The organism is Amycolatopsis sp. WGS_07, assembly GCF_045278895.1.
Classification (GTDB): Bacteria; Actinomycetota; Actinomycetes; order Mycobacteriales; family Pseudonocardiaceae; genus Amycolatopsis.
In genome coordinates this window covers 1,925,681-1,950,424 of the sequence record NZ_CP136053.1, presented here as the reverse complement: position 1 = coordinate 1,950,424, position 24,744 = coordinate 1,925,681, and the positions used below count along the sequence as shown (strand labels likewise).

Below are 24,744 nucleotides of genomic sequence, written 5' to 3'. Positions count from 1 at the left end.
AGTGTGGATGGGGGAGTCGCTACCGAGACCTCGGCGTTGCTGCATGCTTCGCGCGAGAAAGACGAGAGTAACGGCTACCGGAAACTGCTCGACCTTTTGCACGCTTCGGTGCGCCTCGACGTGCTCACCGGTACGAGCGCGGGCGGCATCAACGCCGCGTGCCTCGGTCTGGCGGAGGCGTACCGGTCGACGCCCGCGGTGCTGCGCGACACCTGGTTCTCCGCCGGGTCGCTGGAAAATCTGATCCGCGAGCCGAACGAGTCCGAACCCCGTTCGGTGCTCAACGGCGACAAGGTGCTGCTCGGCGGGCTCAACCAGGCGATGCGCGACATCACCACGGCAGGCGTCGTGCCCAGCGAGCCGCCGGACGTGACCGTGCTGCTCACCGGCACCATGCTCGACGGCGAGACCACGCAGTACGACGACGCGCTCGGAAACCGGGTGCGAGACACCGAACATCGCATGCTGTTCCGCTTCGACGGTCCATTGTGGAATAACCAGGTGCACGCTCCGCTCGCGCTCGCCGCGCGGTCGAGCGCGTCCTTCCCAGGCGCCTTCGAGCTGTCGCGGATGCCGATCGGGCCCGAGGCGGCGGACAGGCTGCATCCGGACATGACCGACTACACGGAGCTGGTGCGCTCGCATTGGCTCGCGGACGGCGGCGTGCTGGTGAACAAGCCGCTGCGGCCGGCGTTGCGGGAGATCTTCGAGCGCTCGTCGTCGGCGGATGTGCGGCGGCTGCTGCTGTATGTCGTTCCGACGGTCGAGGGCGAAGTCAAGCCGATGGCGTGCGATCCGGCCGAGCCGCCGATGCTCGGCACCGCGCTGGCGAAGGTCGCGTCGACGATCATGAGCCAGACCATCAGCGTCGAGCTGGAGGAACTGAGCCGGCACAACTCGTCCGTCACGCGCGCCAGGGACACGCGGGTGGCGCTCGCGTCGCTCGGCCTGCGCGGCGGACAGCTGGTGGACGACCGGGTGCACCGGGCGTACCTCGACCGCCGGGTCGCGCTGGACGCCGCCGATCTGGTGCGCGCCGTCACCCGCCGTTATGAACTGTCCGATGAGGACAGTGGGTGGGCGGCCGGTAATTCGGCGCTGCTGCAGGACATCGCCGCGGAAGGGCTGCGGCGCGGGATCCCGAGCACGCTGCCCGGCGAGTCGATCTCGGTCGGCGAGATGGTCCGCTACCGCACTTCGACGCTGGAGGACGCGGTCGCCACCGGCATCCAGCTGATCAACGGCGGCTTCCGGATGGGCCCGGACCTCGAGCAGGCGAACCAGCTCAACGAGGCCCGCGCGAAGATGCACGCCGCCCGCCGGAGCGCGGCTCGCGAGGTGCGGCTGTCCGCGTGGGTGGCGCGGCACGAGCCGCCGGAGCCGGGCACCGCGATGCCGGACTGGATTGGCCAGCTCGCCAGGGAGTGGGCGGATCTCGGGGCTTCGGACGCGGTGCGCGAGGCGTGGCCGGAGGTGACCGGCGCGCTGCGGTCGGCGGCTCCGGTGCTGCAAGCGTTGTCCGGCAAGGAAAACCAGTGGTCCGCGGAAGCCGCCGAAACGGTGACGACGCTGCTGGACTGGTTCGGCCTGGACAACGCGGACGTCGCGGACACGTTCGTGATGGCGCGATTCCTGTTGCTGCACATGGCAACGCGCGGGTTGCTGGCCGAAGCGCCCGCGGTGGACCAGCGCGTCGACCTGGTGCAGCTGAGCGCGGACAGCCGGACGCTGCTGGACCTGGCGCGGCCGCGCGGCCGGGACAAGCTGACCGGGACGCAGGCGAACAACTTCGGCGCGTTCTACAAGTCGTCCTGGCGTGCGAACGACTGGATGTGGGGCCGGATCGACGGCGCGGGCTGGCTGATGCAGTGCCTGCTCGACCCGAAACGCCTGCGCGTGCTGCGCGACATCGTGGGGCGCGAGAAATTCCGGGACCAGGTCAGGGAGACGTTCCTCGACATCGGCTGGCAGCCGCCGTCGCCCGCGGACAACGCGATGCCCGCGGAGCTGCCCGTGCTGCTCGCGCAGCTGGGCGACGAGCTGGCTTTCCTTGGCCTGGACGCGAATCTGGAACCGGTCGACTTCGGGAAGGAAGTGCCGACCAGTCTTCCGGTGACGTCGATGGTGCTGGCGAAGCCGCGTCAAGCGGCCATCGCGCGGGAGGAATTGCCGGTGCTCGCGCGCCAGGCCGTGGCGGACGCGAGGGAGGGCAACGGGAAGGCGTCGGAAAGCTTCCGGAAACTGATGGCCGCGCGGCCGCTCGAAAAGGAAGCCGCCGCTCAGCCGGAAAACGCGAGCCAGCCGGACGACGCGGCCCAGCGCGCTTTCCAAGCCTGCCAAGTCTCCGCCGAACGCTTCGAGGGCGAACTCGGCAGCACGCTGCTCGCCAAAACCATCGTCAAGGCCGGGGCGGCCGGGCTCAACGCCGCGTCCACCGCCACCCGGGTCCCGAAGACCCTCCAGCCGCTGGCGAAGTTCACCCAGCTCAGCAGCCGCAGCGCGTGGTGGGTCACGCAGGGTGCGACGCGGCTGAGCCGGCCGTGGAACCTGCTCGTCGCCGCCGTCGTCGCGGTCGCCGGATTCGTGCTCAGCGGCGAAGGCGGACCCCTCCTGCAATGGGTCGGCCTGCCGGTGGCCGGCGGTGCGCTCGTGTTCCTCGTGGTAAGCCTGCTGACACTGAGGCGTGCGTGGCGAATGGTGCTAATTGTGCTGGGCGTGCTGGCGATAGCCGCGCTATTGTTCGCCGCATTCCTGCCGCCGATCGCGCAGCCGTTGTTCGGCTGGCTCGGCACCGTTGTGGACGGATGGCGGCGGGGGCAGGCTCCGCTGTGGTGGCTCGCCGTCGTCGCGCTGCTCCTGCTGCCCGCCGTGTGGACCCCGTTGTCCGGGATCGGGCGGCGCGGGCGTAAAAAGCGGCGCTGACCTCGGCGTTCGCAGTCGGACAGTCCACCCAGGACCGCACCTCGGACCCCAGGTGGACCGCGATTTTCCGGCATTGGAGTTGCGGCGGGGCCGACGAAGGCCCATGGTCTTGGGTCACAGGTCGCATACCGAAGGTGTGCGACCCAGGCGCACGCATGCCCAGAACTGGGCCTGGCTAAACATGTTTGTGGTCCTCCTCACCGGGGTATCCACGTCATCCCTGGTGAGGGCGGTGGACGTGGCATGGATCGCTGGCGGCGCGAAAATTCTCTGTTACGTTTCCAAAGTATGTCCGGAAAGCACTTGATCGAATCCCCGACCAAGGCCGATGGTGCCGCTCTCTGGCGAATCGCACGCGATTCGCAGAAGCTGGATCTCAACTCGCCGTATGCGTACCTCTTGTGGTGCACGGATTTCGCGGACACCTCGGTCGTCGCCCGCGTCGACGGTGAGCCAGTCGGATTCGTGATCGCTTACCGAAGGCCGTCCGCACCGGACGTCGCGCTCGTGTGGCAGGTCGCCGTCGACGCGTCACAACGCGGAAAAGGCCTGGCCGGGCAGTTGCTGGACAGCCTGTACACGCGTCTGGTCGGCGAGGGCGTGCGGTACCTGGAAACCACGATCACCCCGGACAACGCGGCGTCGATCCGTCTCTTCGAGTCGTTCGCGAAGCGCTGGGACGCGGATCTGGAACACCGCCGGTTGTTCGAAGTCGCTGATTTTCCGCAGGGGAGGCGCACGAACCCGAGGATCTTTACCGCATCGGGCCGTTGCGTCGCTAATAACCCGTCAATTTCGCCGAGTAGGAGCGAAAGAAATCGTTATGAGCATCTTCGAAGAGCTCGAATCAGAAGTCCGCAGTTACAGCAGGGGGTGGCCGGTCGTCTTCGACCGGGCGCAGGGCAGCAGGCTCTACAGCGAGGACGGCAAGCCCTACCTCGACTTCTTCGCCGGCGCCGGCGCGCTGAACTACGGGCACAACAACCCGCACCTGAAAAAGGCGCTGATCGACTACCTCCAGCGCGACGGCGTCACGCACGCGCTCGACATGTACACCGTCGCGAAGCGGGAGTTCCTGGAGACCTTCCGGGACAAGATCCTCACGCCGCGCGAGCTGGACTACAAGATCGTCTTCCCCGGCCCCGGCGGCGCGAACGCCGTGGAGGCCGCGCTGAAGCTGGCGCGCAAGGTGACCGGCAAGGAATCGGTCATCAACTTCACCAACGCGTTCCACGGCATGACGCTCGGCGCGCTGTCGGTCACCGGCAACTCGATGAAGCGCGGCGCCGCGGGCATCCCGCTGGTGCACGCCACCCCGATGCCGTACGACAAGTACTTCGACGGCGCGATGCCGGACTTCATGTACTTCGAGAAGCTGCTCGAAGACTCCGGCAGCGGCCTGAACGAACCCGCCGCGGTGATCGTGGAGGGCGTGCAGGGCGAGGGCGGCATCAACGCCGCGCGCCTGGAATGGCTCAAGGGCCTCGACGACCTGTGCAAGCGGCACGGCATCCTGCTGATCATGGACGACGTCCAGATGGGCTGCGGCCGCACCGGCCCGTTCTTCAGCTTCGAGGACGCGGGCATCTCGCCGGACATCGTCTGCCTGTCGAAGTCGATCGGCGGCTACGGCCTGCCGATGGCGCTCACGCTCATCAAGCCGGAGCTGGACGTCTGGGAGCCCGGCGAGCACAACGGCACCTTCCGCGGCATCAGCCCGGCCTTCGTCACCGCGTCCGAGGCGCTGCGCGTCTACTGGAGCGACGACGAGCTGGAGAAGTCCACCAAGGCCAAGGGCGAGCGCATCGCGAGCACCTTCAAGGACCTCGTGGAGCGGTACCCGGAGGCGAACCTCGTCGCGAAGGGCCGCGGTCTGGCGCGCGGCCTCGAGTTCGCCAGCGGAGAGCTGGCGGGCGCGGTCTGCAAGGAAGCCTTCGAGCGCGGCCTGCTGATGGAGACCTCCGGCCCGGACGGCGAAGTGATGAAGCTGCTGCCGCCGCTTACCCTCACCGATGACGAACTGAGCGAAGGACTCTCGATCATCGAGGAATCCGTCGCCGCCGTCCTCAAGTAGTCACCCCGAAGAACAAGAAGGAGCCCTTCACTTGCTGGTCCGCACGCTCGACGAGATCACCGACACCGACGCTGACATCAAGACCCCGAACTGGCGCAGCAAGCGCATCATCCTCGCGAAGGAGGGCGTCGGCTTCTCGGTGCACGAGACGACGCTGTACGCGGGCACGGTGAACGACTTCTGGTACGCCAACCACATCGAGGCCGTTTTCATCACTTCCGGTGAAGGCGAGATCGAGGACCTCGCCACCGGTGAGGTGCACCAGCTGCGGCCGGGCACGCTGTACCTGCTGAACGACCACGACAAGCACCAGGTCCGGCCGAAGACCGAGATCAAGTGCGTGTGCGTGTTCAACCCGCCGGTCACCGGCCGCGAGGTGCACGACGAGAACGGGGTCTACCCGCTCGTCACCGAAGACTCCTGACACTGAGCCACTCCCACCACCGCAAGAAAGAAGAAACGCCAGAAGAACTGGAGGCGAGCCACTGTGACGATCATGGACACCCGGGTCGACGACGGTTACCCGACCCGGATCACCGGTACGCCGGAGCACCTTCCGCGCGTGCACCCCACTGTGTGGGGTACCGAGGCTGACGGCCCGATCGACGCCGCGACCCTGGCCAATCACGACGCCAAGGGTTATACGGTCGTGGACGGACTGCTCTCGCCCGGTGAGGTCCAGACGTACTGGCAGGAGGTCGTCCGGCTGTCGTCGGACGAGAAGCTGCGCGACGACGAGCGCGTCATCACCGAGGCACGGACCGGCGAGGTCCGCTCGATCTTCGACGTGCACGAGATCTCCGGCCTGATCGCCGAGCTGGTGCGCGATCCGCGCGTGCTCGACCGGGCCCGGCAGATCCTCGGCTCCGAGGTCTACATCCACCAGAGCCGGATCAACTACATGCCGGGTTTCAAGGGCACCGGTTTCTACTGGCATTCCGATTTCGAGACCTGGCACGCGGAGGACGGCATGCCGTCGCCGCGTGCGGTGAGCTGCTCGATCGCGCTCACCGACAACTACCCGTACAACGGCGGGCTCATGGTCATGCCGGGTTCGCAGCGCACGTTCGTGCAGTGCGTCGGCGAGACCCCGGAGGCCAACTACAAGAGTTCGCTCAAGGACCAGCGGGTGGGCGTGCCGTCGCCGGACGACATCACCAAGCTCGCCGCGGACTACAGCATCGACCAGTTCACCGGTTCGGCCGGTTCGGCGCTGTGGTTCGACTCGAACATCATGCACGGGTCGTCGAACAACATCACGCCGTATCCGCGCTCGAACATCTTCCTGGTGTTCAACAGCGTGGAGAACGCGTTGCAGCAGCCGTTCGCCGCGAGCGAGCCGCGTCCGTCGTTCATCGCCGGCCGCGACACCACCCCGATCACGCGGTGACCAGCGTTACCTCCGCCGACCGGCGGGTCGCTCGTAACGGGGAATGTGCGCCCTGTTACGTTGTCGCCACCTCGCAGCTCGGCTGCGGAGGCAGGGTTGTCCGCGGCGGTCCGGGTTCTTGCTCGGGGTGAGCCCCCCGAACCGCGGGCGGACGGCCGCGAGCGACGGGTGGACCGCGCCCCCTGGCGGCCCGGCCGACGATCACTGAGTCCGGCCCCGCACCATCAGATCGGGACTGATGGTGCGGGGCCGGACTCGTCTGTTCAGGGGTCGAAATTCACGGAAGAGCGGTTTCTGCGGGCTGCCGCTGACGGTAAGTTGACCTGTCTGGCTGGGGGTGAGCCTGGGAGGTGCGCGCGAGCATGGCTGACGCCGGCGCGCGGGTCGAACTGCTCGGCCCGGTGCGGCTGCTCGACGGCAGCCGTGCGGTTCCCGTCGGCGGCCCCGGGGTGCGGGGGCTGCTGGCGCTGCTCGCGCTGCGCGTGGGCAAGGTGGTGCCGCTCGAGGAGATCATCGACGCGCTGTGGGGCCACGATCCGCCCGCCACCGCCCGCACCATCGTGCACGGCAACGTGTCGCAGCTGCGCAGGCTGCTGCGGGAAATGGCCGAACCGGTCGCCGAGATCAGCACCCGTCCGCCCGGCTACCAGCTTTCCCTCGCCCCGGAGCGGATCGACGCGCATCGCGCGCGGGCGCTGCTCGACCAGGCCGCGCTGGAACCTCCGGAGCAGGCCTCGAAACTGCTCGCCGAAGCACTCGCGCTGTGGCAGGGCCCGACGCTCTCCGGAGTGCCCGATTCGGTGCGAGCGCCCGAATTGGACGAGTTGCGGCACGCGATCCACTACGCCCGGATCAACGCCGATCTCGACCTCGGCCGCTACGACGAGCTGATCGTCGAGCTGAGCCCGATCGTCCGCGCCGACCCGCTCGCCGAACGCCTCGCCGGACAGTTGATGCGCGCGCTCTATCACGCCGGGCGGCGCGGGGAGGCGCTCGAGCTGTACCGCGTCGTCTCGCGGGCCACGCTCGGCTCGCTCGGCGTCGAACCCGGAGCCGACCTTCGCTCGCTGCACGAGCGCGTGCTGAACGATGATCTCGCCGCGGTCGAGAGCGCGGTGCCGGAGCCGTCCGTCGCGCCGTCTCAGCTGCCGCCCGCGCTGCCGACGCTGGCTGGGCGGGAAGCGGAAGTGGAGTGGCTCGACGGGCTCGCTGAACGCGGCGACAGCACCGTGATCGTGTCCGGCACCGCTGGCGTCGGGAAGAGCGCGCTTGTCGTGTGGTGGGCGCACCGCGCGGCGAAGCTGTTCCCGGACGGGGTGCTGTACGCCGCGCTGCAAGGGTTCGATTCGCGGCACGCGCCGCTGGAGCCGGGCGATCTGCTGTCGCAGTTCCTGCTCGGGCTGGGCGTGCCTGCCGACGAGGTACCGGAGCAGGTGCACGAACGCGTCGCGCTGTACCGGTCGCTGATCGCCGGGCGACGGATGCTCGTGCTGCTCGACGACGCGCGTTCCGCCGAACAGGTGCGTCCGCTGCTGCCGCCGGGCTCGGGGTCGATGACGGTGGTGACCAGCCGGTCGCGGCTGGAGGCGCTGGCGGTGTCCAACGCGGCGAAGCTGCGCGTGCTCGGCACGCTCGCGCCGGAGGCCGCGGTGAGCGTGATCGAGGAGCTGGCCGGGCCCGCCGATTTCGACCTCAACCACGCGCTGGCCCGGCTGTGCGGGTATCTGCCGCTCGCGCTGCGGATCGCCGGGGCCCGGCTCGCCGCCAGTCCACAGTGGACACTCAAGGATCTCGTGGGGGAGCTGGGAAACGAACGCACCCGGCTGGCCGGATTGGACGTCACCGGAGCCGACGACGGCGTGCGGGCCGCGTTCGACGTCTCGTTCCGCGGCCTTCCGGAGGGGCTCGCCCGCACGCTGCTGCGGCTGGGCGCGGTGCCCGCCCGGCACACCGGCCCGCATCTGACGGCGGCCATCGCGGAGATCCCGGTGGCGCAGGCCCGACGCGAACTTCGCACGCTCGCCGCGCACAACCTGATCGCCGAAACGTCACGCGACGCCTTCGCCCCGCACGACCTCGTCCGGCTCTACCTGCGGGAGCTGGCGGAAACCGAACTCGACCCGGCGGAACGCGCGGCGGTGCTCGACCGGGCGATCCGCTACCACCAGGCCGCCTCGGACACCGCGCGGCGGAAGATGCTGCGCATCGTCGACCCGCTCGACCTCACCGGACTGGTGCCGCCGGACGCGCTGCCGCCGCTGGAGACCTTCGCCCAAGCCCAGGACTGGTTCGCCACGGAATGGCCGAACCTGCTGGCCGTACTGGACGCCGCGCACGCCGACGGCCGCTACGCCGACGTCTGGCGGCTCGCCCGCGTCGCGCACACCTACCGGGTCGTCTGCCCGCTGTATGAGGAATGGATCCGGCTGGTCGACCTCGGCCTCGCCGCCGCCGAGGCCGCCGACGAACCGCTCGGACAGTGCTGGATGCTGATCTCCCGCTGCGCCATCGCGCTCACCTTCGAGCTGTCGCAGGGCAGCCTCACCGACGCCGAACGCGCGGTCCGCCTTGCCGCCGGGCTCGACCGGCGCTCGCTCATCGTCGCCAAGATCCACCTCGGCAGTGTGCTGACCCTGCTCGGCCGCTACGCCGAGGCGATCGAACGGCTGCTGGAGGCGGTCGCGGAGACCGAACGCACCGGCGACCTCGAACTGCGCGGCCAGGCGCTCAACAACTGCGCCGAGACGGAAAAGCGCGCCGGCCGTCCGGTCGAGGCGATCGCCCACCAGCTGGCCTCGCTGAAGATCGACCGCGAACTCGGCGACGACAGCTACGCCGTGGTGTCCCTGAACAACCTCGCCGAACTGCACCTGGGCATCGGCGACTTGGCGGCGGCCGAGCGTTATGCGCGGGAAGCGGTTTCGCTGGCTATCGCCCGGCAGTTCGAGCTGCAGGAGGGCATCCTACGGGTCACGCTGGCGCGGATCCTGCGCGGCCAGGAACGGCTGGGCCCGGCGCGGGAGCAATACCGGCGGGCGATCGCGCTGTATGAGCGGATGAACCCTCGGCAGGTGGAGGACTTGCGCAAGGAAGCGGCCGACCTGGGGCCTCCGTGACACTCGCCGAAATGGCGGCGCGCGGATTCGTCCGGACGACGGTGCCGCTGTCCGCCGGGCGCGGAGTGAGCGGGCAGTCGCCAGGCCCGGCTCTTGTACAACGTTCAGCTGTGTTTACGCAGGTCGACGTGGTAATAATCGCGCCCGCTTAGCGGATTCTTAGCCATCGGGCGGTCAGCGCGCGTAGGGTCGGCCGCGACGCTGGCGGAGCCCTAGGGGAGGGGCAGGTTGTGAAGCCGGCGACGGGACCGCGGCGGCCGTGCCGCGCGGACCTGGAAGAGCCGCCAGGAGCGGTTCGGTGGCGGTTGGCCGGCCGAGATGGGGGTAGGCCGGCCGGCCGCCAGGCTCTATTCGACGTTCGCCGTGCAGAGCGCGATCGAGCTGCCGCTGCTCTCGGCGACCTTCTTGCCGTCGACGAGGATCTGGCAGCTGATCTGGTTGGTCACGCTCGCGTTGGCGGTGTCGGCGGTGAGCGAAAGGATCGGCGTCCCGCCGTCGTAGGAGGCGCGCCCGTGCCAGTCGTCGGTGCTCGGCGGGGTGGACGCGGTGCGCTGGTCGTTGAGCGTGCCGTAGCGGACGGTCGCGCCGCCCGCCGAGGTCACCACGAAGTCGACCGAGTGCTTCTCGCCCGGCTGCGGCGGGATGTGCAGCTCGCCGGCCCGCGCGGTGCCGAACATCGCCGGATACAGCAACATCGCGCCGCACAACAGGGCCGATAGTGCGGAAAGCGTGGTTCCGGTGAGCGCGACGCCCAATCCGCGCATTGTTCCCTTGGAGGAAAGTACGATTCCCGCAATTCCCGCGGCGAGGCCGATGCCCGCTGCCGGCCAGGCGAGGAAACCCCAATCCGGGAGGAAGGCGACGCCGGCCGCGGTCAGCCCGAGTACGACCGCGAGGCCGCCGGGCCAGTTCGCCCGCCTCCGGGACGGTGCCTGCTGGGGCGGGCGGTGCGGACCAGGGCGAGTAGTGGTCCGGCTGTGTCGTGCGGGTGCGGCCGGATACGGCTGCTCGGTCGTCATGCGTGCCTCTTCCGCCTGTGTTGGCGAAGACGCTAACGCAGATGCCCGCGTAGTTGGAATAATCGTTATCGAGTGACAATGTCATCCATTTACCGCGTGTGCGGCAGCGGGGTCATTTCCCGTCGGATTGCGCGGAGTGGTGCCATTTGCTGCCCGAAAAGACTAACGGCGATTTCGAAGAGCGACCGCGTGCTTACCCCATGGCTCTGACCTGGCTCGCGGGCGAACCCGCGGCCATTCACTGATCGAAAAGGCTCACTTCGGGAGTGATCTCAAGCAGTTCGTGCACCGGCCTGCCGCGGCGGCCGTCGATGGTCGTGGTGCGCACTACGCGCAACCGCGCGGTTACCGGCCGATCGAGATTTTCTTTGATCTGATCGAGCAGATCCGGGGCGACCGCGCCCTGAATGGTACCGCCGGATTCCCGCTCCAAGTAAAAAATCCGGCGCCGGGTCCGCACGCCGTCGAGGCGCCCGGTCACCGTCTCGTAGCCGACCGCCTCGCGGGATTCGCGCAGGCTGCCCTGCAGCACCCTGGCCTGTTCGGTGGTCATGCTCCGGGTCACCTGCTCGCCCGCGGTGGGCGTGAGCGCCATCCCGATGCCCGCGTGCTTGCTCACCGCGTTGACGACGTCGCTGACCGCGTTGCGCACCGTGTCGCGCTGCAGCAGCACCGCGTCGAGCGCGCCGTCGTCGGAACCGTTGGCAGGAAGGAAATCGCAGAGTTCCTTCACCGCGCGCTCGGACAGCGTTTCGATGCCGTCGTGGATCAGCGCGTCGTCGACCGCCGGCTCCGGGAAGCCGAAGAAGATCGCGTTGCCCGCCTGTCCTTTTTGGATCAACGGGGCCTTGTCGCGGTCGGCCTGCTGGACGAAGGTGACCTCATTCGACGGATTGCGGATGATGTGGCCGATCTTCGCCGTCGCGTCCTGCAGCGCGCGGCTGATATCGGAAAAGGTGTACGCGTCGATGTGCGTTTCGCCGATCACCGACACGTGCAGCAGTGGCGCGCGGCAGGTGCGTTCGAACTTCGCGTTCGCCGCCATCGCCGAGGCGCGGGCGAGGTCGTCCAGCCACGTGCCGCCGGGGATCTCGTCCGCGATCCGCCGGAACTCGTTCCTCACCACACCATCTCCGGGATGCCTCTGCCGCCGTCGGCCCACACCGATTCCCACACGTCCTCGTCGCCGGGACGGCACAGGAAGCCGTCGAGCATGCCGCCGACCGGCTGGATCTGGTCCAGGTACATCGCGGGCTGGCCGACGATGATGCCGCGCAGGGTCAGCAGGCCGTACAGCGCGGTGCGGCCGCTGTCGTCAAGCCGCTTCAACGCGCCCCATTCGTCGGGCAGCAGCACGACGTCGAGCCCGCGCGGCGGATGCGCGGTGCGGGTGACGAACGCGCCGCCGAGCCAGGCCCGCCCGGACGTGATCACCCGCTGGGCGACCCCGAGGTAGCTGTTGAGCGCGCTGAAGAGGATCTCGCGCTCGTTCTGATGCGGCGCGTCGTACACCAGCCGCTCGTAGACGTCCGCGAGGTCGGCGTGGTGGCGGCCCGGCGGCAGCAGGTTCTGTGGCGTCCAGTGCGGAAGCGCCATCGGACCTCCTGACGTCGTCCGGGGCCCTCGGCGCCCGCTTACCGTGCGTAGCCGAATCTACCAGGTGGGTGTCAGCCACTGCGTCCAGGTCGCCGGGGCGCGGGTTCGTCGTCGTGCGGCCAGTGCGGACTCCGCTGGTCGTCCTCGGGCCAGCTCAATTCGCCGGACAGCCGCGGTTCGGGATCGGGCAGCGGATGGTCCGGCTGCTGCTGGGCGTGGTACGGCTCGTCCGGGTCGACGTCCGGATAGTCGTTGTAGACGCGCTCCGGCTGGTCGTCGTAGTGCGGGTACGCCGGTTCTTCATAGGCCCCGTGGTCCCCGTAGTCCTCGTACGGGTTCGCCGGCGGGATGTGCCGGGTCTCCTCGGCCGGAGCCTCGACCGGCGCGGCCGCGGGCCGGTACGGGTCGGCCTCGGTCTTCGGCCGGGCCGCCCGCGTGAACAGCCACATGACCGCCGCCCCGAGCAAGAACGAGACGAGCAGCCACAACCAGATCTGCCCGAAGAGCCAGAGCATCCGCCATCACCTCTGTTCCGCTGTGATCTCGACCCGACGGTCGCCGTCGTCCCCTTCGCCCGCACCGCTCGTGCTGCCCACCGCGAGCAGCCGGTCGGACGGCACGTCCTCGCGGATCAGCAACCGGATCACGGTCAGCGCCCGGCTGCGGGAAAGCTTCAGCGCCGCGCTGCGCCCGCCTGGACCGTCGGCGACCCGGCCGACGACGCGGTAGCGCAGGTTGTCCGGGGCGTCGCGCAGCAGCGGCGCGAGATCGCGCGCGGCCTGCTCGCCCTCGTCGGTGAGCTTCGCGGTGTCCGGTTCGAAGGTGATCGGCGCGGCCGCGAGTTTGCGGTCCAGTTCGGCCTGGATTCCGGCGCGGTCGGTCGGCGGCGCGGGAGGCGCGGTGGACGACGGGCTCGGCGGCGGACTGGACGGCGGCGCGGTGGTGGACGGCTCCGGCGAGGGAGCGGACTGCACGGGCCCGGTGCCACCGGACGCCTGCGCCGACTCGACCCCGTCGACTCCCTGCACGATGCCCAGCGCGCGGCCGGCTTCCTCGGCCGGGAACCCCTCGAGGGTCGCCTGCCGTCCGGAGAACTTCACCTCGCCGCCGCGGAGCCCGGCCGCGTCGAGCGCGGAGCGTGATCGCGCGGCCAGGTCGTCCTGGATTCCGCTGCCGTTCAGCCAAGTGACAATGCCCGCGAGCAGCGCTGTGACCACCACTGCGACGGGGATCAAACGAAGCCACCCTCGTGCACCGGACATAAAAGGGACCCTATGCCGGGTTGGTCCGGTTGGCGACCTGGTAAAGGCCGCCGTTCGGGTGGCTCTCACGACAGTGCCTGTACCGGTGGTCACCGGTACAGGCACTGGAGAGGGAACGGCGTCAGGACGCGGTCGCGTTGCCCCGCACGTCGAGGTCGAGGCCCGCCGGGTCGTTCGGCACGAGCGGGGCCAGCTGCGGCCGCTTCGGCGACAGGCCGTCGCCCATGGACTCGCCGCGCAGCTGGCGGCGGATCCACGGCAGCAGGTGCACCTTGGTCCACGCGAGGTCGGACCGCCGCGAAGTGATCCAGGTGGCCGGCTCGGTGCTCGCTGGGTACGGCTCCCGCCAGTCCTCAGTGACCGGGACACCGAGCACCTCGGCGGTGAGCAGCGCGATCCGGCGGTGCGCGTCCGGCGTGAAGTGCAGCCGGTCGTCGCTCCAAGCCCGCCGGTCGTGCAGCGGCTCCATCGTCCACAGGTCGACCATCTTCGCGCCGTGCCGGGCCGCGATCGCCCACAGATGCGTGTTGTAGATCGCGACCTTGCCGCGCAGCACGCTCATCACCGACAGCGTCTTGGTGTCCGGCCCGTTGAAGATCACCACCGGGATCCCGGCCGCGCGCAGCTTCGCCACCCCCGCCTCGAAGCGCGCCGCGATGGCGTCCACGTCCGCGCCGGGCACGATGACGTCGTTGCCGCCCGCGCACAGGGTGACCAGGTCGGGCTTCAGCTCGAGGGCGATCGGGAGCTGCTCGTCCATGATCTCGTCGAGCATCTTGCCGCGCAGCGACAGGTTCGCGTACTGGAAACCGGGCTCGTCGCCCGCCAGCATCTCGGCGAGCCGGTCGGCCCAGCCCCGGAACGTCCCGTCGCCCCGATGGTCGTTGAGGCCCTCGGTGAAGCTGTCCCCGATGGCTACGTAGCTGTTGATCCCGTACACGCTGGGTTCCCCTTTCCCGCTGGTGCGCGCCTGTTCCCCGTGAAGTCCCCGGATGTAGTTGTACACCCCAACTAACAGTCGGATATCCCCATATCCTTCCCGCCGGACACGACTGGTTCAGCCGGATGTCACAGTCTCTTACCTTGTCGGGGTCTGGCGCCTCCCTATTACGGCATTTTCACCGGGACGAACCTCACGATCGGGGGCATACCAGGCGCTATGTGGGGTAGGTCTCCCGACCTGGGGGTCCGCCGCGAGTTGCGGCAGTCTGGAAGGTGTGACAGACGAGACTGCGAAAGGGCCGGCGCGGGAGTCGCTCACGCAGATCCTCGGCGGGCGGCGAGGCGCGATCGACGCCAGCATCCCGCCCGCCGCGTTCGTCGTCGGCTGGCTGGTGTCCGGCCAGTCGATCGCCTGGGGAGCCGGCGTCGCGATCGGCGTCGCCGTGCTGCTGGGCGCGTACCGGCTGATCCGGGGGGACAAGGCGCGCGCGGTGGTGGTGAGCCTCGCCGCGGTGGTGATCGCCGCGCTGATCGCGATGCACACCGGCCGGGCCGAGGACTTCTTCCTGCTGCAGCTGTTCTCGAACGCGGCGAGCGCGCTGCTGTTCGCGGCGAGCATCGCGGTGCGCTGGCCGCTGCTCGGCGTGATCGTGGGGCTGCTGCTCGGCCAGAAGACCCGCTGGCGGCGCGATCCGGCCCTGCTGCGCGCGTACTCGTGGGCGAGCGGCGTGTGGGTGCTGCAGTACTTGCTGCGCGTGGTCGTGTACGGCCTGCTGTGGTGGACCGGGCAGGTGGTGGCGCTCGGCGTGGCGCGCACGGTGCTCTCCTGGCCGCTGGTGGCGGCGACCGTCGCGGTGAGCGGCTGGGTGCTCTATCGGAGCCTTCCCGCAGAACACCCGGGCCTTCGCTTGGCGAAAGACCCGGGTGCGGGCGGGTCCGGAGACGGACCCGGAAGTTAGGCGGCCCCCGGCGAGGGGAGGGTCCGGGGGCCGGTTCCTACGGTACCCGGACCGGAGGGGTTGAGTCGACGGTTTCGACTCTTCCGCTCAAGTTTTGGTGGCATTCACCCGTCGGGATGGTCGCGGGGTGTCCTCGCCCCACGCCGCCACGGCCGCGAGCCACGCCGCGCCGAGCACTCCATCGGAGCTGGTCAGAACGGTGAGCCCGGCGAATTCGGCGCGCACGCGAGCCCCGACCGGGCTGTCCTGCGCCAGCACGCTGCCCACGAGCACGATCGGAGTTTTTCTCCTTGCTCGCGCGTGGCGCGGGCGATGCCCACGAGCTGCCGGGCGCCCCGCGTGACGATTTCCTCCGCGACGGGTTCGCCCGCGGCGGCCGCGGCGCTCACCAACGGCGCGTACCGGGCGAGCCGGACCGGCGCTTCCGCGTTGGAATGGGTCACCAGTTCCCACATGACTTTGAAGCGATCGGACAAGTCCACTGCGGACGGTCCGAACGCTTCGGCGAGAACCGCTTCCGCCAAACCTCCGAGCGGTGCGTCGCCTTCGAGCGCGGCAAGGGTGGCGCGCACGGCTTCGCGGCCGAGCCAAAAGCCAGAGCCTTCGTCGCCGAGCAGCCAGCCGTGGCCGCCTGCGGTGCGGACCATCCGGCGGCCGCGGATGCGCCCGGCGATCGAGCCGGTGCCCGCCACGAGCACGGTGCCGTCCGGTTCGGAGGTCGCCGAGGCGTAAGCCACCTCAGCATCGCCGGTGACGCGGACGAGCCCGCCGAGGCCGATCCGTTCCCACGCCGCGGTGAACTCCGCGGCGACCGCCGGGTCGGACAGCTTGCTCTCGCCTGCCATGCCGACCACGGCGCCGAGCACGTCGGTTCGCCCGCCCAGCGCGGATTCGATAGCCCCGGCGATCCGCGCCGCTGCCTCCGCGGGCGGATGCGAATTGGGGTTCGCGCCCGCCGCGGCGCCGGTGCCCCGCACAACGCCGGCGGCGTCGACCGCGATCGCTCGGGTCGAGGTGCCGCCGGCGTCCACGCCTACTACGAGGCTCACCGGGTTTTGGTCACCTTCAGCAGACCGCGCGGGTTGTCCGGGTTGCCGCCGCGAGCGAGCGACAGGCCGAGCGCGATGCGCTGGATCGGCAGGATTTCCAGTACTGGAGCCAATTCCTCGACCGTCGGGGCGACCGGGATGCGCAGCGCGGCGGGCACGTCCTGTGCCGCCGAGCCGACCGCGAGCACGTCCGCGCCGCGTTCGCCGACCGCTTCGAGCACCTCGCGCATGGCCTCGCCGCCGCGGCCGAGGCTGGTGGCGGCGAGTACGGCGGTCTCGCCGTCGACCGCCGCGACCGGGCCGTGCAGCAGGTCCGCGCCGCTGTACGCGCGGGCTGCGAGGTAGCTCGTCTCGGCCAGCTTCAGCGACGCTTCGAGCGCGCTGGCGTAGGAGTAGCCACGGCCGGTGGTGAGAACGCGGTCGACAAAGCGATAACGGTCCACCGCGCGCTGCACGCCTTCGGCCGCGCCGTCGAGCGTCTGCTGGGCCAGTTCGCCGATTTTCTCGGCGTCTTCGCCCTTGCCGCCGCGGATCGCGTCGATGAAGAGGTACAGCGCCATCAGCGTCGCGGAGTACGTCTTGGTCGCCGCGACTGCCTTTTCGACCCCGGCGCCGATGTCGACGCCCAGCTCCGAAGCCGCGCGCAGCGGCGAGTCCGGGGTGTTCGTGACCGACACGGTCAGCGCGCCCTGGCGGCGGGCGGCCTCGGTGACCTCGATCAGGTCCGGCGAACCGCCGCTCTGGCTGACGGTGATGAAGAGCACGTCGCGCAGGTCCGGGCGAGCGCCGTAGAGCGTCGCGGTGGACGGCGACACGAGACCCGCCGGCAGGCCGAGGAGTACCTCGATCAGGTATTTCGCGTAGAGCGCGCCGTGGTCGCTGGAGCCGCGCGCGGCGAGCAGGGCGAAGCGAGGCGGGTTCTGTGAAATCTTTTCCGCGACTGCTGCGATGCCGGACCGCCGCTCGACCAGCCCGGCGAGAACGCTGGGCTGCTCCGAGATTTCCGCGGCCATGTGCTCGCCGGGACGTAGTTGGGTCATCACTTTCCTCTCCGCCGGGACGGGGTCCCGGTGTGCTGAGCGGCGTCCGGTCAGGTCTAGACCAATGCTAGCCGGGCGGAGCGGGTCGGGAGAAGGGTACGTTTCCTCACGGGGCAGTGGCGCGTTTAATGTGGGAAGACTGAGGGAGCCGGGCATGCTGGAGACACCCCCCGCGAGCGAGGCGGGGACTGCTGCGCGAGGGCAGCGCGAACCCAAATACTGGGCGCTGAAGCAGCATCTGCTGGACCTGCTCGACGCACTGCCGCCGGGATCGCCGATCCCGACCGAGCGGGCGCTGGCGGGAGAATTTACCGTTTCGCGCACCACGGTGCGCCAGGCGCTGGCGGATCTCACCGCCGAGGGCAGATTGCACCGCGTCCAGGGCAAGGGCACCTTCGCCGCCGAGCCGAAGCTCGCGCAGCGGCTGCAGCTGTCGTCCTACACCGAGGACATGCGCAAGCAGGGCCTGAAGCCGTCGTCCCAGTTACTGGAACTCGAAGAGCTTCCGGTCGAGGGCGAGATGACGAAGCTGCTGCAGCTGCGCAACGGCGCGAAGATCCTGCGGCTGCGCCGGCTCCGGCTGGCCGACGGACAGCCGATGGCGCTCGAGACCACGCACCTGCCGCTCGGCCGCTTCCGCGGGCTGCGCAAGCACATCACCGCGGGCGGTTCGCTGTACGCGGTGCTGCGCGAGCACTACGGAGTCGAGCTGGAGCGCGCGGAGGAGACCATCGAGACGTCGCTGGCCGGGCCGCAGGAGGCGGAGATCCTCGGCGCGGACGTCGGCATGCCGGTGATGATGCTGACCCGGCATTCGTTCGCCACCGACGGCAAGCCGGTCGAGTTCGCCCGCGCGGTGTATCGCGGCGACCGGTACAAGTTCGTCACCACGCTGCTGCCCTGACCGCGTGACCACCGCGGGGGACACCGGCATCCGCTGGGGCACGCCCGCGGCGCGAGGCGTGCTCTGGACGACCATCCTCGGCTCGGGGATGGCGATGCTCGACGGCACGATCGTGAACGTCGCGCTGCCAAGGATCGGCGAGGAGCTGGGCGCGTCGGTCGCCGGTCTGCAGTGGATTCTCGACGGCTACCTGCTGGCGCTGGCCGCGCTGATCCTGGTCGCCGGGTCGCTCGGCGACCGCTACGGCAGGCGGCGGGTGTACCTGATCGGCGTGGTGTGGTTCGGCCTCGCGTCCGGGCTGTGCGCGGCGGCGACGTCGACCGAACTGCTCGTGGTGTTCCGGGTGCTGCAGGGCGTCGGCGGGGCGTTGCTGACGCCGGGGTCGCTGGCGATCCTGCAGTCGTCGTTCTCGCACGAGGACCGGGCACGGGCGATCGGCTCGTGGTCCGGGCTCGGCGGGATCGCCGCCGCGGTCGGGCCGCTGCTCGGCGGGCTGCTGGTGCAGGCGTGGTCGTGGCGGCTGGCGTTCTTGATCAACCTGCCGCTGGCGGTGATCGTGGTGCTGATGGCGCGGCGATTCGTGCCGGAGTCGCGGGATACCGCGGCCACCGGGCATCCGGACTACGTCGCCGCGGCGGTCGGGGCGCTGGGACTGGCCGGGGTCACCGGCGCGCTGGTCGAGGCTCCGGTGCGCGGGATCGGCGACCCGGTCGTGTTGGTCGCTTTGGTGGTCGGCGTCGCCGGGCTGGGGTTGTTTCTCTGGCTCCAGCATCGCGCCGCCGAGCCGCTGGTGCCGCCCGCGCTGTTCCGCGACCGGACGTTCACGCTGTCGAACGCGTTGACGTTCGTGGTCTACGCGGCGCTGGGCGGCGTGATGATGCTGCTGGTCCTGCAGCTTCAGGTGTCGCTGGGTTACTCGCCGACCCTGGCCGGGCTGGCCGGATTGCCGATCACGGTGATCATGCTGCTGCTTTCCGGCCGGTCGGGTGCGCTCGCGCAGCGGATCGGGCCGAGGGCGCAGCTCGTGATTGGGCCGATCGTGGTCGGCGTCGGGATGCTGCTGCTGACGCGGGTGGGGCCGGGGTCGTCGTATCTCGGGGCGGTGCTGCCCGCGGTGGTGGTGTTCGGGCTGGGACTGGCCACTGTGGTCGCCCCGGTGACCGCGACGGTGCTGGCCGCCGCGCCGGATCGGTACGCCGGGGTCGCGTCCGGGGTCAACAACGCGATCGCCCGATCGGGTGGACTTCTGGCGGTGGCGGTTTTGCCCGCCGCGGCGGGTTTGACGGGTTCTGCCTACCGGGATCCGGTCGCGCTGACCGCGGGGTGGCAGACGGCGCTGGTGATCTGCGCGGTGCTGGCGATCGCCGGCGGGCTGATCGCGTTAGGAATTCACAACGGGGTGCTCGGGTCCGCCGAGCCGGATGACTCGCCGCATCCCGGGGATTGTTTGCATTGCGGGGTGGAAGGGCCGCCTACGCATGTCCACCCAGGTGGACGAAGCTGAATCTTTTCTGGGGGAAGTGTGCTGGGGTTTGTCGGTACCGGTGAATTGACGGCTGCCATCGTGGCCGGGCTCGACGGCAGCGTGCCGGTGGTGGTGTCGCCGCGCTCGAAGGAGATCAGCGCGGAGCTGGCCGCGCGCTATCCGGATGTCCGGGTGGCTGGCAGCAACCAGGACGTGCTCGACGCCGCGGACACGGTGGTGCTGGCGGTGCGGCCGCCGGTGCTGCGTGAGGTGGTGGACGAGCTGACGTTCCGGCCGGAGCACGTGGTGATCAGTGCGGTGGCCGGGGTGCGGGTGGAGCAGGTGCGGGAGTGGGTCGCGCCGGCTTCGCGGGTGGTGCGGTCGATTCCCTTGCCGCAGGCGGCGCAGCGGCAGAGCCTGACCGCGATGTACCCGGAGGACAGCGTCGCGCGGGAGCTGTTCGAGCGCGTCGGCGGAGTGGTGGTGCCTCGCGACGAGCCGAGCTTGGAAGCGTTCAGCGCGGCGACGTCTACCTTCGCGACGCACCTGGATTACTTGGCGACCATCGCTGGCTGGATGACCTCGCAGGGGGTCGAGGCCGAGGCGGCTTCGGCGTACGTGACGCATGTGTTCGCGCAGGTCGGCAAGTCGCTGGCCGGGGGCGGGTCGTTGGAGGAGCTGACGACCCGGCACATGACTCCGGGCGGGATCAATGAGCAGCTGCTGACCGAGCTGCGCCGGAACGGGATGCCGGACCTGGTGCCGCCACGGCCTGGACGCGGTGCTGGCTCGCCTACGCGGTGCCGCGGGATCGGGCGACTAGCCGGGTCTCTAGGTTTTGGAGGGTCGTGATCAAGGCGGCTGCTTCTTGGGGGTCGGTGAAGGTCCCGTCGAGCAGGCGGGACCAGGTGTCGCGCAGCCGCTGCAGGTTCTCGGCTGCCTTCGGGGTGGGGTAGAGGCGGACGCGCCGGGCGTCGTCGGGGTCGGCTTCCCGGCGTAGCAGGCCCTTGTTCTCCAGACCCCGGACGGCTCGGCTGACGTTGCTGGAGATCATCTGGGTGGCCTCGGCCGCGGCGTTGACCGTCGTTCCGGGATGGCGGTCGACGAACCGCATCACCGCTCCTTCCAGCGGCGTCCCCGACTCGGCGTCGGCTTCCTTGGCGGCATTGATGTGCCGGGCCACCGCGAGGATCAGGTCGGCCACCTCGAAGAGCTGCTCGTCTTTCACCCGGCCAGGGTAGTACCTATCGTTTGACAGGTATCCTTAGCTATCAATTGATAGCTAAGGAGCGGAAATGACCAAGAGCGCACTGATCATCGGGGCCTCGCGCGGGCTGGGCTACGCGCTGGCGGCTGAGTTCCTCGGCCGCGGCTGGCGGGTCACCGCGACCGAGCGCACGCCGTCCGCGCTGCACGAGCTGGCCGGGGTGACGGTGGAGACGGTCGACATCGCGGTGCCCGACCAGGTCGCGGCCCTGCGCGAGCGGCTGGCCGGGTTGGCGTTCGACCTGCTGTTCGTCAACGCCGGAACCAACTACACGACCGATCCCTCGGCGACCTTCGCCGACGTGTCCACCGAGGACTTCGCCCAGGTCATGGTCACCAACGCGCTCAGCCCGATGCGCGTCGTCGAGGCACTGGGGGACCTGGTCCCCGCGACGGGCACCATCGGCGTGATGTCGTCGGGCCAGGGCAGCGTCGCCGACAACACCAACGGCGGCTTCGAGGTCTACCGGGCGAGCAAGTCCGCGCTGAACCAGCTCATGCGCAGCTACGCCGCACGGCACGCCGGCGACCCGCGCACGCTGCTGCTCATGGCTCCCGGCTGGGTAAAGACGGACCTGGGTGGGCCGCGTGCGCGGCTGACCATCGACGAGAGCATCCCGGGGGTCGCCGACACGATCGAAGCCTGGTCGGGCAAGGGCGGGCTGCACTATCTGGACCGACAGGGCCAGAGTGTCAACTGGTAACTGGGTTTCAGGCGAGCAGTTCGGCCAGCATCCCCGGATCGATGTTCCCGCCGGAAATGATCGCGACCGTGCGGCCGCCGGGAAGTTCGTCGGCGTGGTGCAGGTAGGCGGCGGGAGCGGTGGCCCCGCTCGGCTCCGTGACTAGGCGACCTTGCCGGGCCAGCACCCGGACGGTGTCGCGGATTTCGTCCTCGGTCACGGTGATCACGCCGTGCAGGACACGCTGCAGATGCGCGAACGTCAGCTCGGACGGCTGCGCGCGCAGGCCGTCCGCGATCGTGCGGGCGCGGTCGGTGATCGGCCAGTCCACGCGCTCGCCCGCGGCAAGGCTCGCTGCGGTGTCGGCGGCCAGTTCCGGTTCGACGCCGTAGACCTTCGCGTTCGGACACTTCGCCTTGATCGCGGTGCCGACGCCGGACGCGAAGCCGCCGCCGCTGACCGGGACCAGCACGGTCTCGACGTCCGGCAGATCCTCGGCGATCTCCAGCCCGACGGTGCCCTGCCCGGCGATGACGTCCGGGTGGTCGAACGGCGGGATCAACGTGAGACCGCGTTCGGCGGCGAGTTCGAGCGCGGCCGATTCCCGTTCCGCGATCGGCACTTCGCGGACCTCCGCGCCCCAGCGCCGGGTCGCCTCGACCTTGAGCCGCGGCGTGACATCCGGCACGACGATCACCGCGGGAATCCCGAATTCGCGAGCGGCGTACGCGACCGCTTGCGCGTGGTTGCCACTCGAATACGCGACCACGCCGCGTTCCCGTTCGGCGTCGCTGAGTGCGGCGATCGCGTTGTACGCGCCGCGGATCTTGAACGCGCCGATCGGTTGCAGGCTCTCGGGTTTCACCCAGAACTCGCCGGGAACCCAGAGCTGGCGCAGCAACGGGGTGTGCACCGCGGTGCCCTTCACCCGCCCGGCCGCGGTCTCGATGTCGGAGATCGTCACGAAGTGCATGAGCCGAGTATGTCAGGAAAGTGTGAGCTTTAGTCTATCCATTTTGGACAGTCAACGTGGCGTCCCTCACGCCTGGGCAACGAGGGGAGCGTCTTGGACGACTTAACCGTTGAAGAAACAGGAACCAACGGCCGGAAAACGATCAGATCGGGATCATGAGCGAGGAGCAGAAAACCCCGGAGAAGGAGAAAAATCTCCGGATGACCTCAGTGCTCGCCGCGGCGCTCGCGGCGGTCACCGCCGCGTTGCTGGGTTCGACGCTGGGGGTCGCGGGAACAGTCATCGGCGCCGGAGTGGCCAGCGTGGTCAGCACCGTCGGCGGTGAGTTGTACCTGCGTTCTCTGCAGCGCACTCGCGACGCCGCGAAAAAAGCGATGGAAACAGCGGGCCGACGCAGCCGCGGCGGCATCGCCCCCGTACGCGCACCCGCCGACCCGCCCGCCCCAGGCGAGGCCCCCACGGCGTACCTCCCGACCGACCTGGCGAACATGCCCACGGTCCGCCTGTCCGAACTGCGCCCGACCGAGCCGGAAAAGGCGGAGACCCTCGGCGAAAAACTGCGCAAAATGCGATGGCCACTGATCATCGCCTCCAGCGCGGTGGCTTTCGTTGTCGCGCTGATCGTCCTGCTGACCATCGACTGGACCACTAAAGGCAACGTGTCCACCGGCCTGATCCCCCGTCAGCCGGACACCAGCCAGCACCAGGACGACCACCACGACGACACGCCAAGCACCGCCCCGCAAGCCCCGCCAACCGGCGAGTCGCGCCAGAACACCCCGACGTCCACGCCAACCACGACGCCGAGCGCCCCGCCGACCTCGCAGCCCACACAGCAGCCGACGCGCCCCCCGTCGTCGACGGCTCCCAGCACGTCCTCGCAGGCTCCCAGCACCAGCCAGACCCCCACCGCCCCCGCCGTCCCGTCAAACGGAGCCGAGTAGCCCCCCCGCTGGTCCGTGAGGGCCACCCTCACGGACCTCAGGGCGCCCCTCGCGACCCGCCGTCGTGGGGCCGGTCGTGAGGGACTCCTTCACGGACTCAGATTCCCTCAAGGAGTCCTTCACGCCCCGCCGCTGCCCGCGCCCGCGACCGCCCACCGCCGAACACGCCCCAATGTGGCATTGGGTGCATCCGACGCAACGAACGCCACATTGGGTGCATCCCACGCACCCAACGCCACATTGGGGCGCTACCCCCACCCCCACCGAAACCGCCACCAACGCACCCAACCCGACCGGGCACCCACACCACCCCCGCACCCCGATACGAAGCCAAAACGCGGACGGAGGGTGCTTGTCAAGGCATCTTTCCCGCCTTGACAAGCACCCTCCGTCCGTAGTCACAATCGGGCTTCGGGGTGCCCCCACCACACCGGATGCAATGTCGCCGCTAGGCGACGAGCCCAGCCCGCAACCCCTCCGCAGCCCCCCGAGGATCCTCCGCCTCAGTAATCGCCCGCACCACCACAACCCGAGACGCCCCCGCCTCAACCACCTCCGGCAACCGCCCCAAATCAATCCCCCCAATCGCAAACCAAGGCTTCTCCACCCCCAGCGCAGCCGTAGCCCGAACCAACCCCAACCCAGGCGCCTCCCGCCCAGGCTTAGTAGGCGTAGGCCAACAAGGCCCAGTACAGAAGTAATCCACCCCACCCTCCCGAGCCGCCGCAGCAGCCTGCTCCTCCGAATGAGTGGACCGCCCAATCACCACATCCTCCCCAAGCACCCGCCGAGCCAGCGACACCGGAATGTCGTCCTGCCCCAGATGCAACACATCGGCCCCCACAGCCAGCGCCACATCCGCCCGGTCGTTCACCGACAGCAACGCCCCGTGCCGCGCACAGGCCTCCGCCAGCACCTCCAACGCCGCGATCTCCTGCTTAGCCTCCAGCGGCGCACCCCCGGTCTTGTCCCGCAGTTGCACGATGTCCACGCCGCCAGCAAGGGCAGCGTCAACGAACTCAGCAAGGTCCCCACGCGAGGCACGGGCGTCGGTGCACAAGTACAGCCGGGCGTCGGCGAGCCGGGCGCGAATTTGGTCTCCGGTCAAGGCAGGCATGGCGGTGACGTTACCCGCGCGCT

Annotated in this window: 21 protein-coding genes and 2 pseudogenes; 12 read left to right on the top strand and 11 right to left on the bottom strand. The window is 69.6% G+C overall.

The window, feature by feature from the left end:
* The first annotated feature begins 3 nt into the window (after positions 1-3).
* The 6 genes and pseudogenes from RPX00_RS09010 (at position 4) to RPX00_RS08985 (ending at position 9,502) form a co-directional block, all read left to right on the top strand.
* Positions 4-2,922: a DUF3376 domain-containing protein gene (locus RPX00_RS09010; protein WP_406638997.1), complete on the top strand. Its 2,919-nt coding sequence runs from the start codon at positions 4-6 to the stop codon at positions 2,920-2,922.
* 288 nt (positions 2,923-3,210) lie between these two features.
* Positions 3,211-3,704 (top strand): annotated as a pseudogene (ectA, locus tag RPX00_RS09005) (diaminobutyrate acetyltransferase).
* Positions 3,705-3,745: 41 nt separating this feature from the next.
* On the top strand, positions 3,746-4,996 hold the full coding sequence (gene ectB / locus RPX00_RS09000; protein WP_406638996.1) for a diaminobutyrate--2-oxoglutarate transaminase: 1,251 nt from the start codon (positions 3,746-3,748) through the stop codon (positions 4,994-4,996).
* Between the two features lie 31 nt (positions 4,997-5,027).
* Positions 5,028-5,420 (top strand): ectoine synthase, encoded by a 393-nt coding sequence (locus RPX00_RS08995; protein WP_378313261.1) that lies wholly within the window; start codon positions 5,028-5,030, stop codon positions 5,418-5,420.
* Positions 5,421-5,483: 63 nt separating this feature from the next.
* Positions 5,484-6,386, top strand: coding sequence for an ectoine hydroxylase (gene thpD / locus RPX00_RS08990; RefSeq protein WP_406638995.1), 903 nt, complete (start codon positions 5,484-5,486; stop codon positions 6,384-6,386).
* Positions 6,387-6,748: 362 nt separating this feature from the next.
* Positions 6,749-9,502: a BTAD domain-containing putative transcriptional regulator gene (locus RPX00_RS08985; protein WP_406638994.1), complete on the top strand. Its 2,754-nt coding sequence runs from the start codon at positions 6,749-6,751 to the stop codon at positions 9,500-9,502.
* Between the two features lie 347 nt (positions 9,503-9,849).
* Here RPX00_RS08985 and RPX00_RS08980 read toward each other — a convergent pair whose 3' ends face one another.
* The 6 genes from RPX00_RS08980 to RPX00_RS08955 form a co-directional block, all read right to left on the bottom strand.
* Positions 9,850-10,521 (bottom strand): hypothetical protein, encoded by a 672-nt coding sequence (locus tag RPX00_RS08980; protein ID WP_406638993.1) that lies wholly within the window; start codon positions 10,519-10,521, stop codon positions 9,850-9,852.
* 238 nt (positions 10,522-10,759) lie between these two features.
* The gene (locus tag RPX00_RS08975; RefSeq protein WP_067580198.1) at positions 10,760-11,644 is read right to left on the bottom strand and encodes a hypothetical protein; all 885 of its coding nucleotides are present in this window, start codon (positions 11,642-11,644) and stop codon (positions 10,760-10,762) included.
* Complete coding sequence (locus RPX00_RS08970) at positions 11,641-12,117, bottom strand: DUF6932 family protein (RefSeq protein WP_182896440.1); 477 nt, start codon at positions 12,115-12,117, stop codon at positions 11,641-11,643. The genes RPX00_RS08975 and RPX00_RS08970 overlap by 4 nt, the downstream gene beginning before the upstream one ends.
* A gap of 71 nt (positions 12,118-12,188) precedes the next feature.
* Positions 12,189-12,632 (bottom strand): LapA family protein, encoded by a 444-nt coding sequence (locus RPX00_RS08965; protein WP_406638992.1) that lies wholly within the window; start codon positions 12,630-12,632, stop codon positions 12,189-12,191.
* 6 nt (positions 12,633-12,638) lie between these two features.
* The gene (locus RPX00_RS08960) at positions 12,639-13,352 is read right to left on the bottom strand and encodes an OmpA family protein (protein ID WP_406638991.1); all 714 of its coding nucleotides are present in this window, start codon (positions 13,350-13,352) and stop codon (positions 12,639-12,641) included.
* Between the two features lie 148 nt (positions 13,353-13,500).
* The gene (locus RPX00_RS08955; protein WP_406638990.1) at positions 13,501-14,319 is read right to left on the bottom strand and encodes an SGNH/GDSL hydrolase family protein; all 819 of its coding nucleotides are present in this window, start codon (positions 14,317-14,319) and stop codon (positions 13,501-13,503) included.
* 277 nt (positions 14,320-14,596) lie between these two features.
* Here RPX00_RS08955 and RPX00_RS08950 point away from each other — a divergent pair, with 277 nt between their 5' ends.
* Entirely contained in the window at positions 14,597-15,280 is a 684-nt protein-coding gene (locus RPX00_RS08950; protein WP_406638989.1) for a DUF3159 domain-containing protein, read from the top strand.
* Between the two features lie 87 nt (positions 15,281-15,367).
* On the opposite strand, the pseudogene RPX00_RS08945 reads toward RPX00_RS08950, so the two are convergent.
* Together RPX00_RS08945 and RPX00_RS08940 are read right to left on the bottom strand one after the other, a co-directional pair.
* Positions 15,368-16,329, bottom strand: a pseudogene (locus tag RPX00_RS08945) (N-acetylglucosamine kinase).
* Positions 16,326-17,369, bottom strand: a complete 1,044-nt coding sequence (locus tag RPX00_RS08940; protein WP_378313244.1) for an SIS domain-containing protein — start codon at positions 17,367-17,369, stop codon at positions 16,326-16,328. The pseudogene RPX00_RS08945 and the gene RPX00_RS08940 overlap by 4 nt, the downstream one beginning before the upstream one ends.
* A gap of 154 nt (positions 17,370-17,523) precedes the next feature.
* Between RPX00_RS08940 and RPX00_RS08935 the strand changes: the two genes are divergently transcribed.
* From RPX00_RS08935 to RPX00_RS08925, 3 genes are read left to right on the top strand one after another with little or no spacing between them, the layout of a single operon-like run.
* Positions 17,524-18,273 carry a GntR family transcriptional regulator gene (locus RPX00_RS08935; RefSeq protein ID WP_009084055.1) on the top strand — a complete coding sequence of 250 codons (750 nt, stop codon included), beginning with the start codon at positions 17,524-17,526 and terminating at the stop codon, positions 18,271-18,273.
* 4 nt (positions 18,274-18,277) lie between these two features.
* Complete coding sequence (locus tag RPX00_RS08930; protein ID WP_406638988.1) at positions 18,278-19,777, top strand: MFS transporter; 1,500 nt, start codon at positions 18,278-18,280, stop codon at positions 19,775-19,777.
* A gap of 45 nt (positions 19,778-19,822) precedes the next feature.
* Complete coding sequence (locus RPX00_RS08925) at positions 19,823-20,590, top strand: NAD(P)-binding domain-containing protein (protein ID WP_406638987.1); 768 nt, start codon at positions 19,823-19,825, stop codon at positions 20,588-20,590.
* On the opposite strand, the gene RPX00_RS08920 is transcribed toward RPX00_RS08925, so the two are convergent.
* Positions 20,532-20,966, bottom strand: a complete 435-nt coding sequence (locus RPX00_RS08920) for a MarR family winged helix-turn-helix transcriptional regulator (protein WP_406638986.1) — start codon at positions 20,964-20,966, stop codon at positions 20,532-20,534. The two genes, RPX00_RS08925 and RPX00_RS08920, sit on opposite strands and share 59 nt — an antisense overlap.
* 67 nt (positions 20,967-21,033) lie before the next feature.
* On the opposite strand from RPX00_RS08920, the gene RPX00_RS08915 reads away from it, so the two are divergent.
* Positions 21,034-21,708, top strand: a complete 675-nt coding sequence (locus RPX00_RS08915) for an SDR family NAD(P)-dependent oxidoreductase (RefSeq protein WP_406638985.1) — start codon at positions 21,034-21,036, stop codon at positions 21,706-21,708.
* Positions 21,709-21,715: 7 nt separating this feature from the next.
* Here the strand turns inward: RPX00_RS08915 and RPX00_RS08910 are convergent, their stop codons facing one another.
* Positions 21,716-22,660, bottom strand: coding sequence for a threonine/serine dehydratase (locus RPX00_RS08910; RefSeq protein ID WP_406638984.1), 945 nt, complete (start codon positions 22,658-22,660; stop codon positions 21,716-21,718).
* 155 nt (positions 22,661-22,815) lie between these two features.
* On the opposite strand from RPX00_RS08910, the gene RPX00_RS08905 reads away from it, so the two are divergent.
* Complete coding sequence (locus RPX00_RS08905) at positions 22,816-23,604, top strand: hypothetical protein (protein WP_406638983.1); 789 nt, start codon at positions 22,816-22,818, stop codon at positions 23,602-23,604.
* Between the two features lie 448 nt (positions 23,605-24,052).
* Here RPX00_RS08905 and thiE read toward each other — a convergent pair whose 3' ends face one another.
* Complete coding sequence (gene thiE / locus RPX00_RS08900) at positions 24,053-24,721, bottom strand: thiamine phosphate synthase (protein ID WP_406638982.1); 669 nt, start codon at positions 24,719-24,721, stop codon at positions 24,053-24,055.
* Positions 24,722-24,744 lie beyond the last annotated feature (23 nt).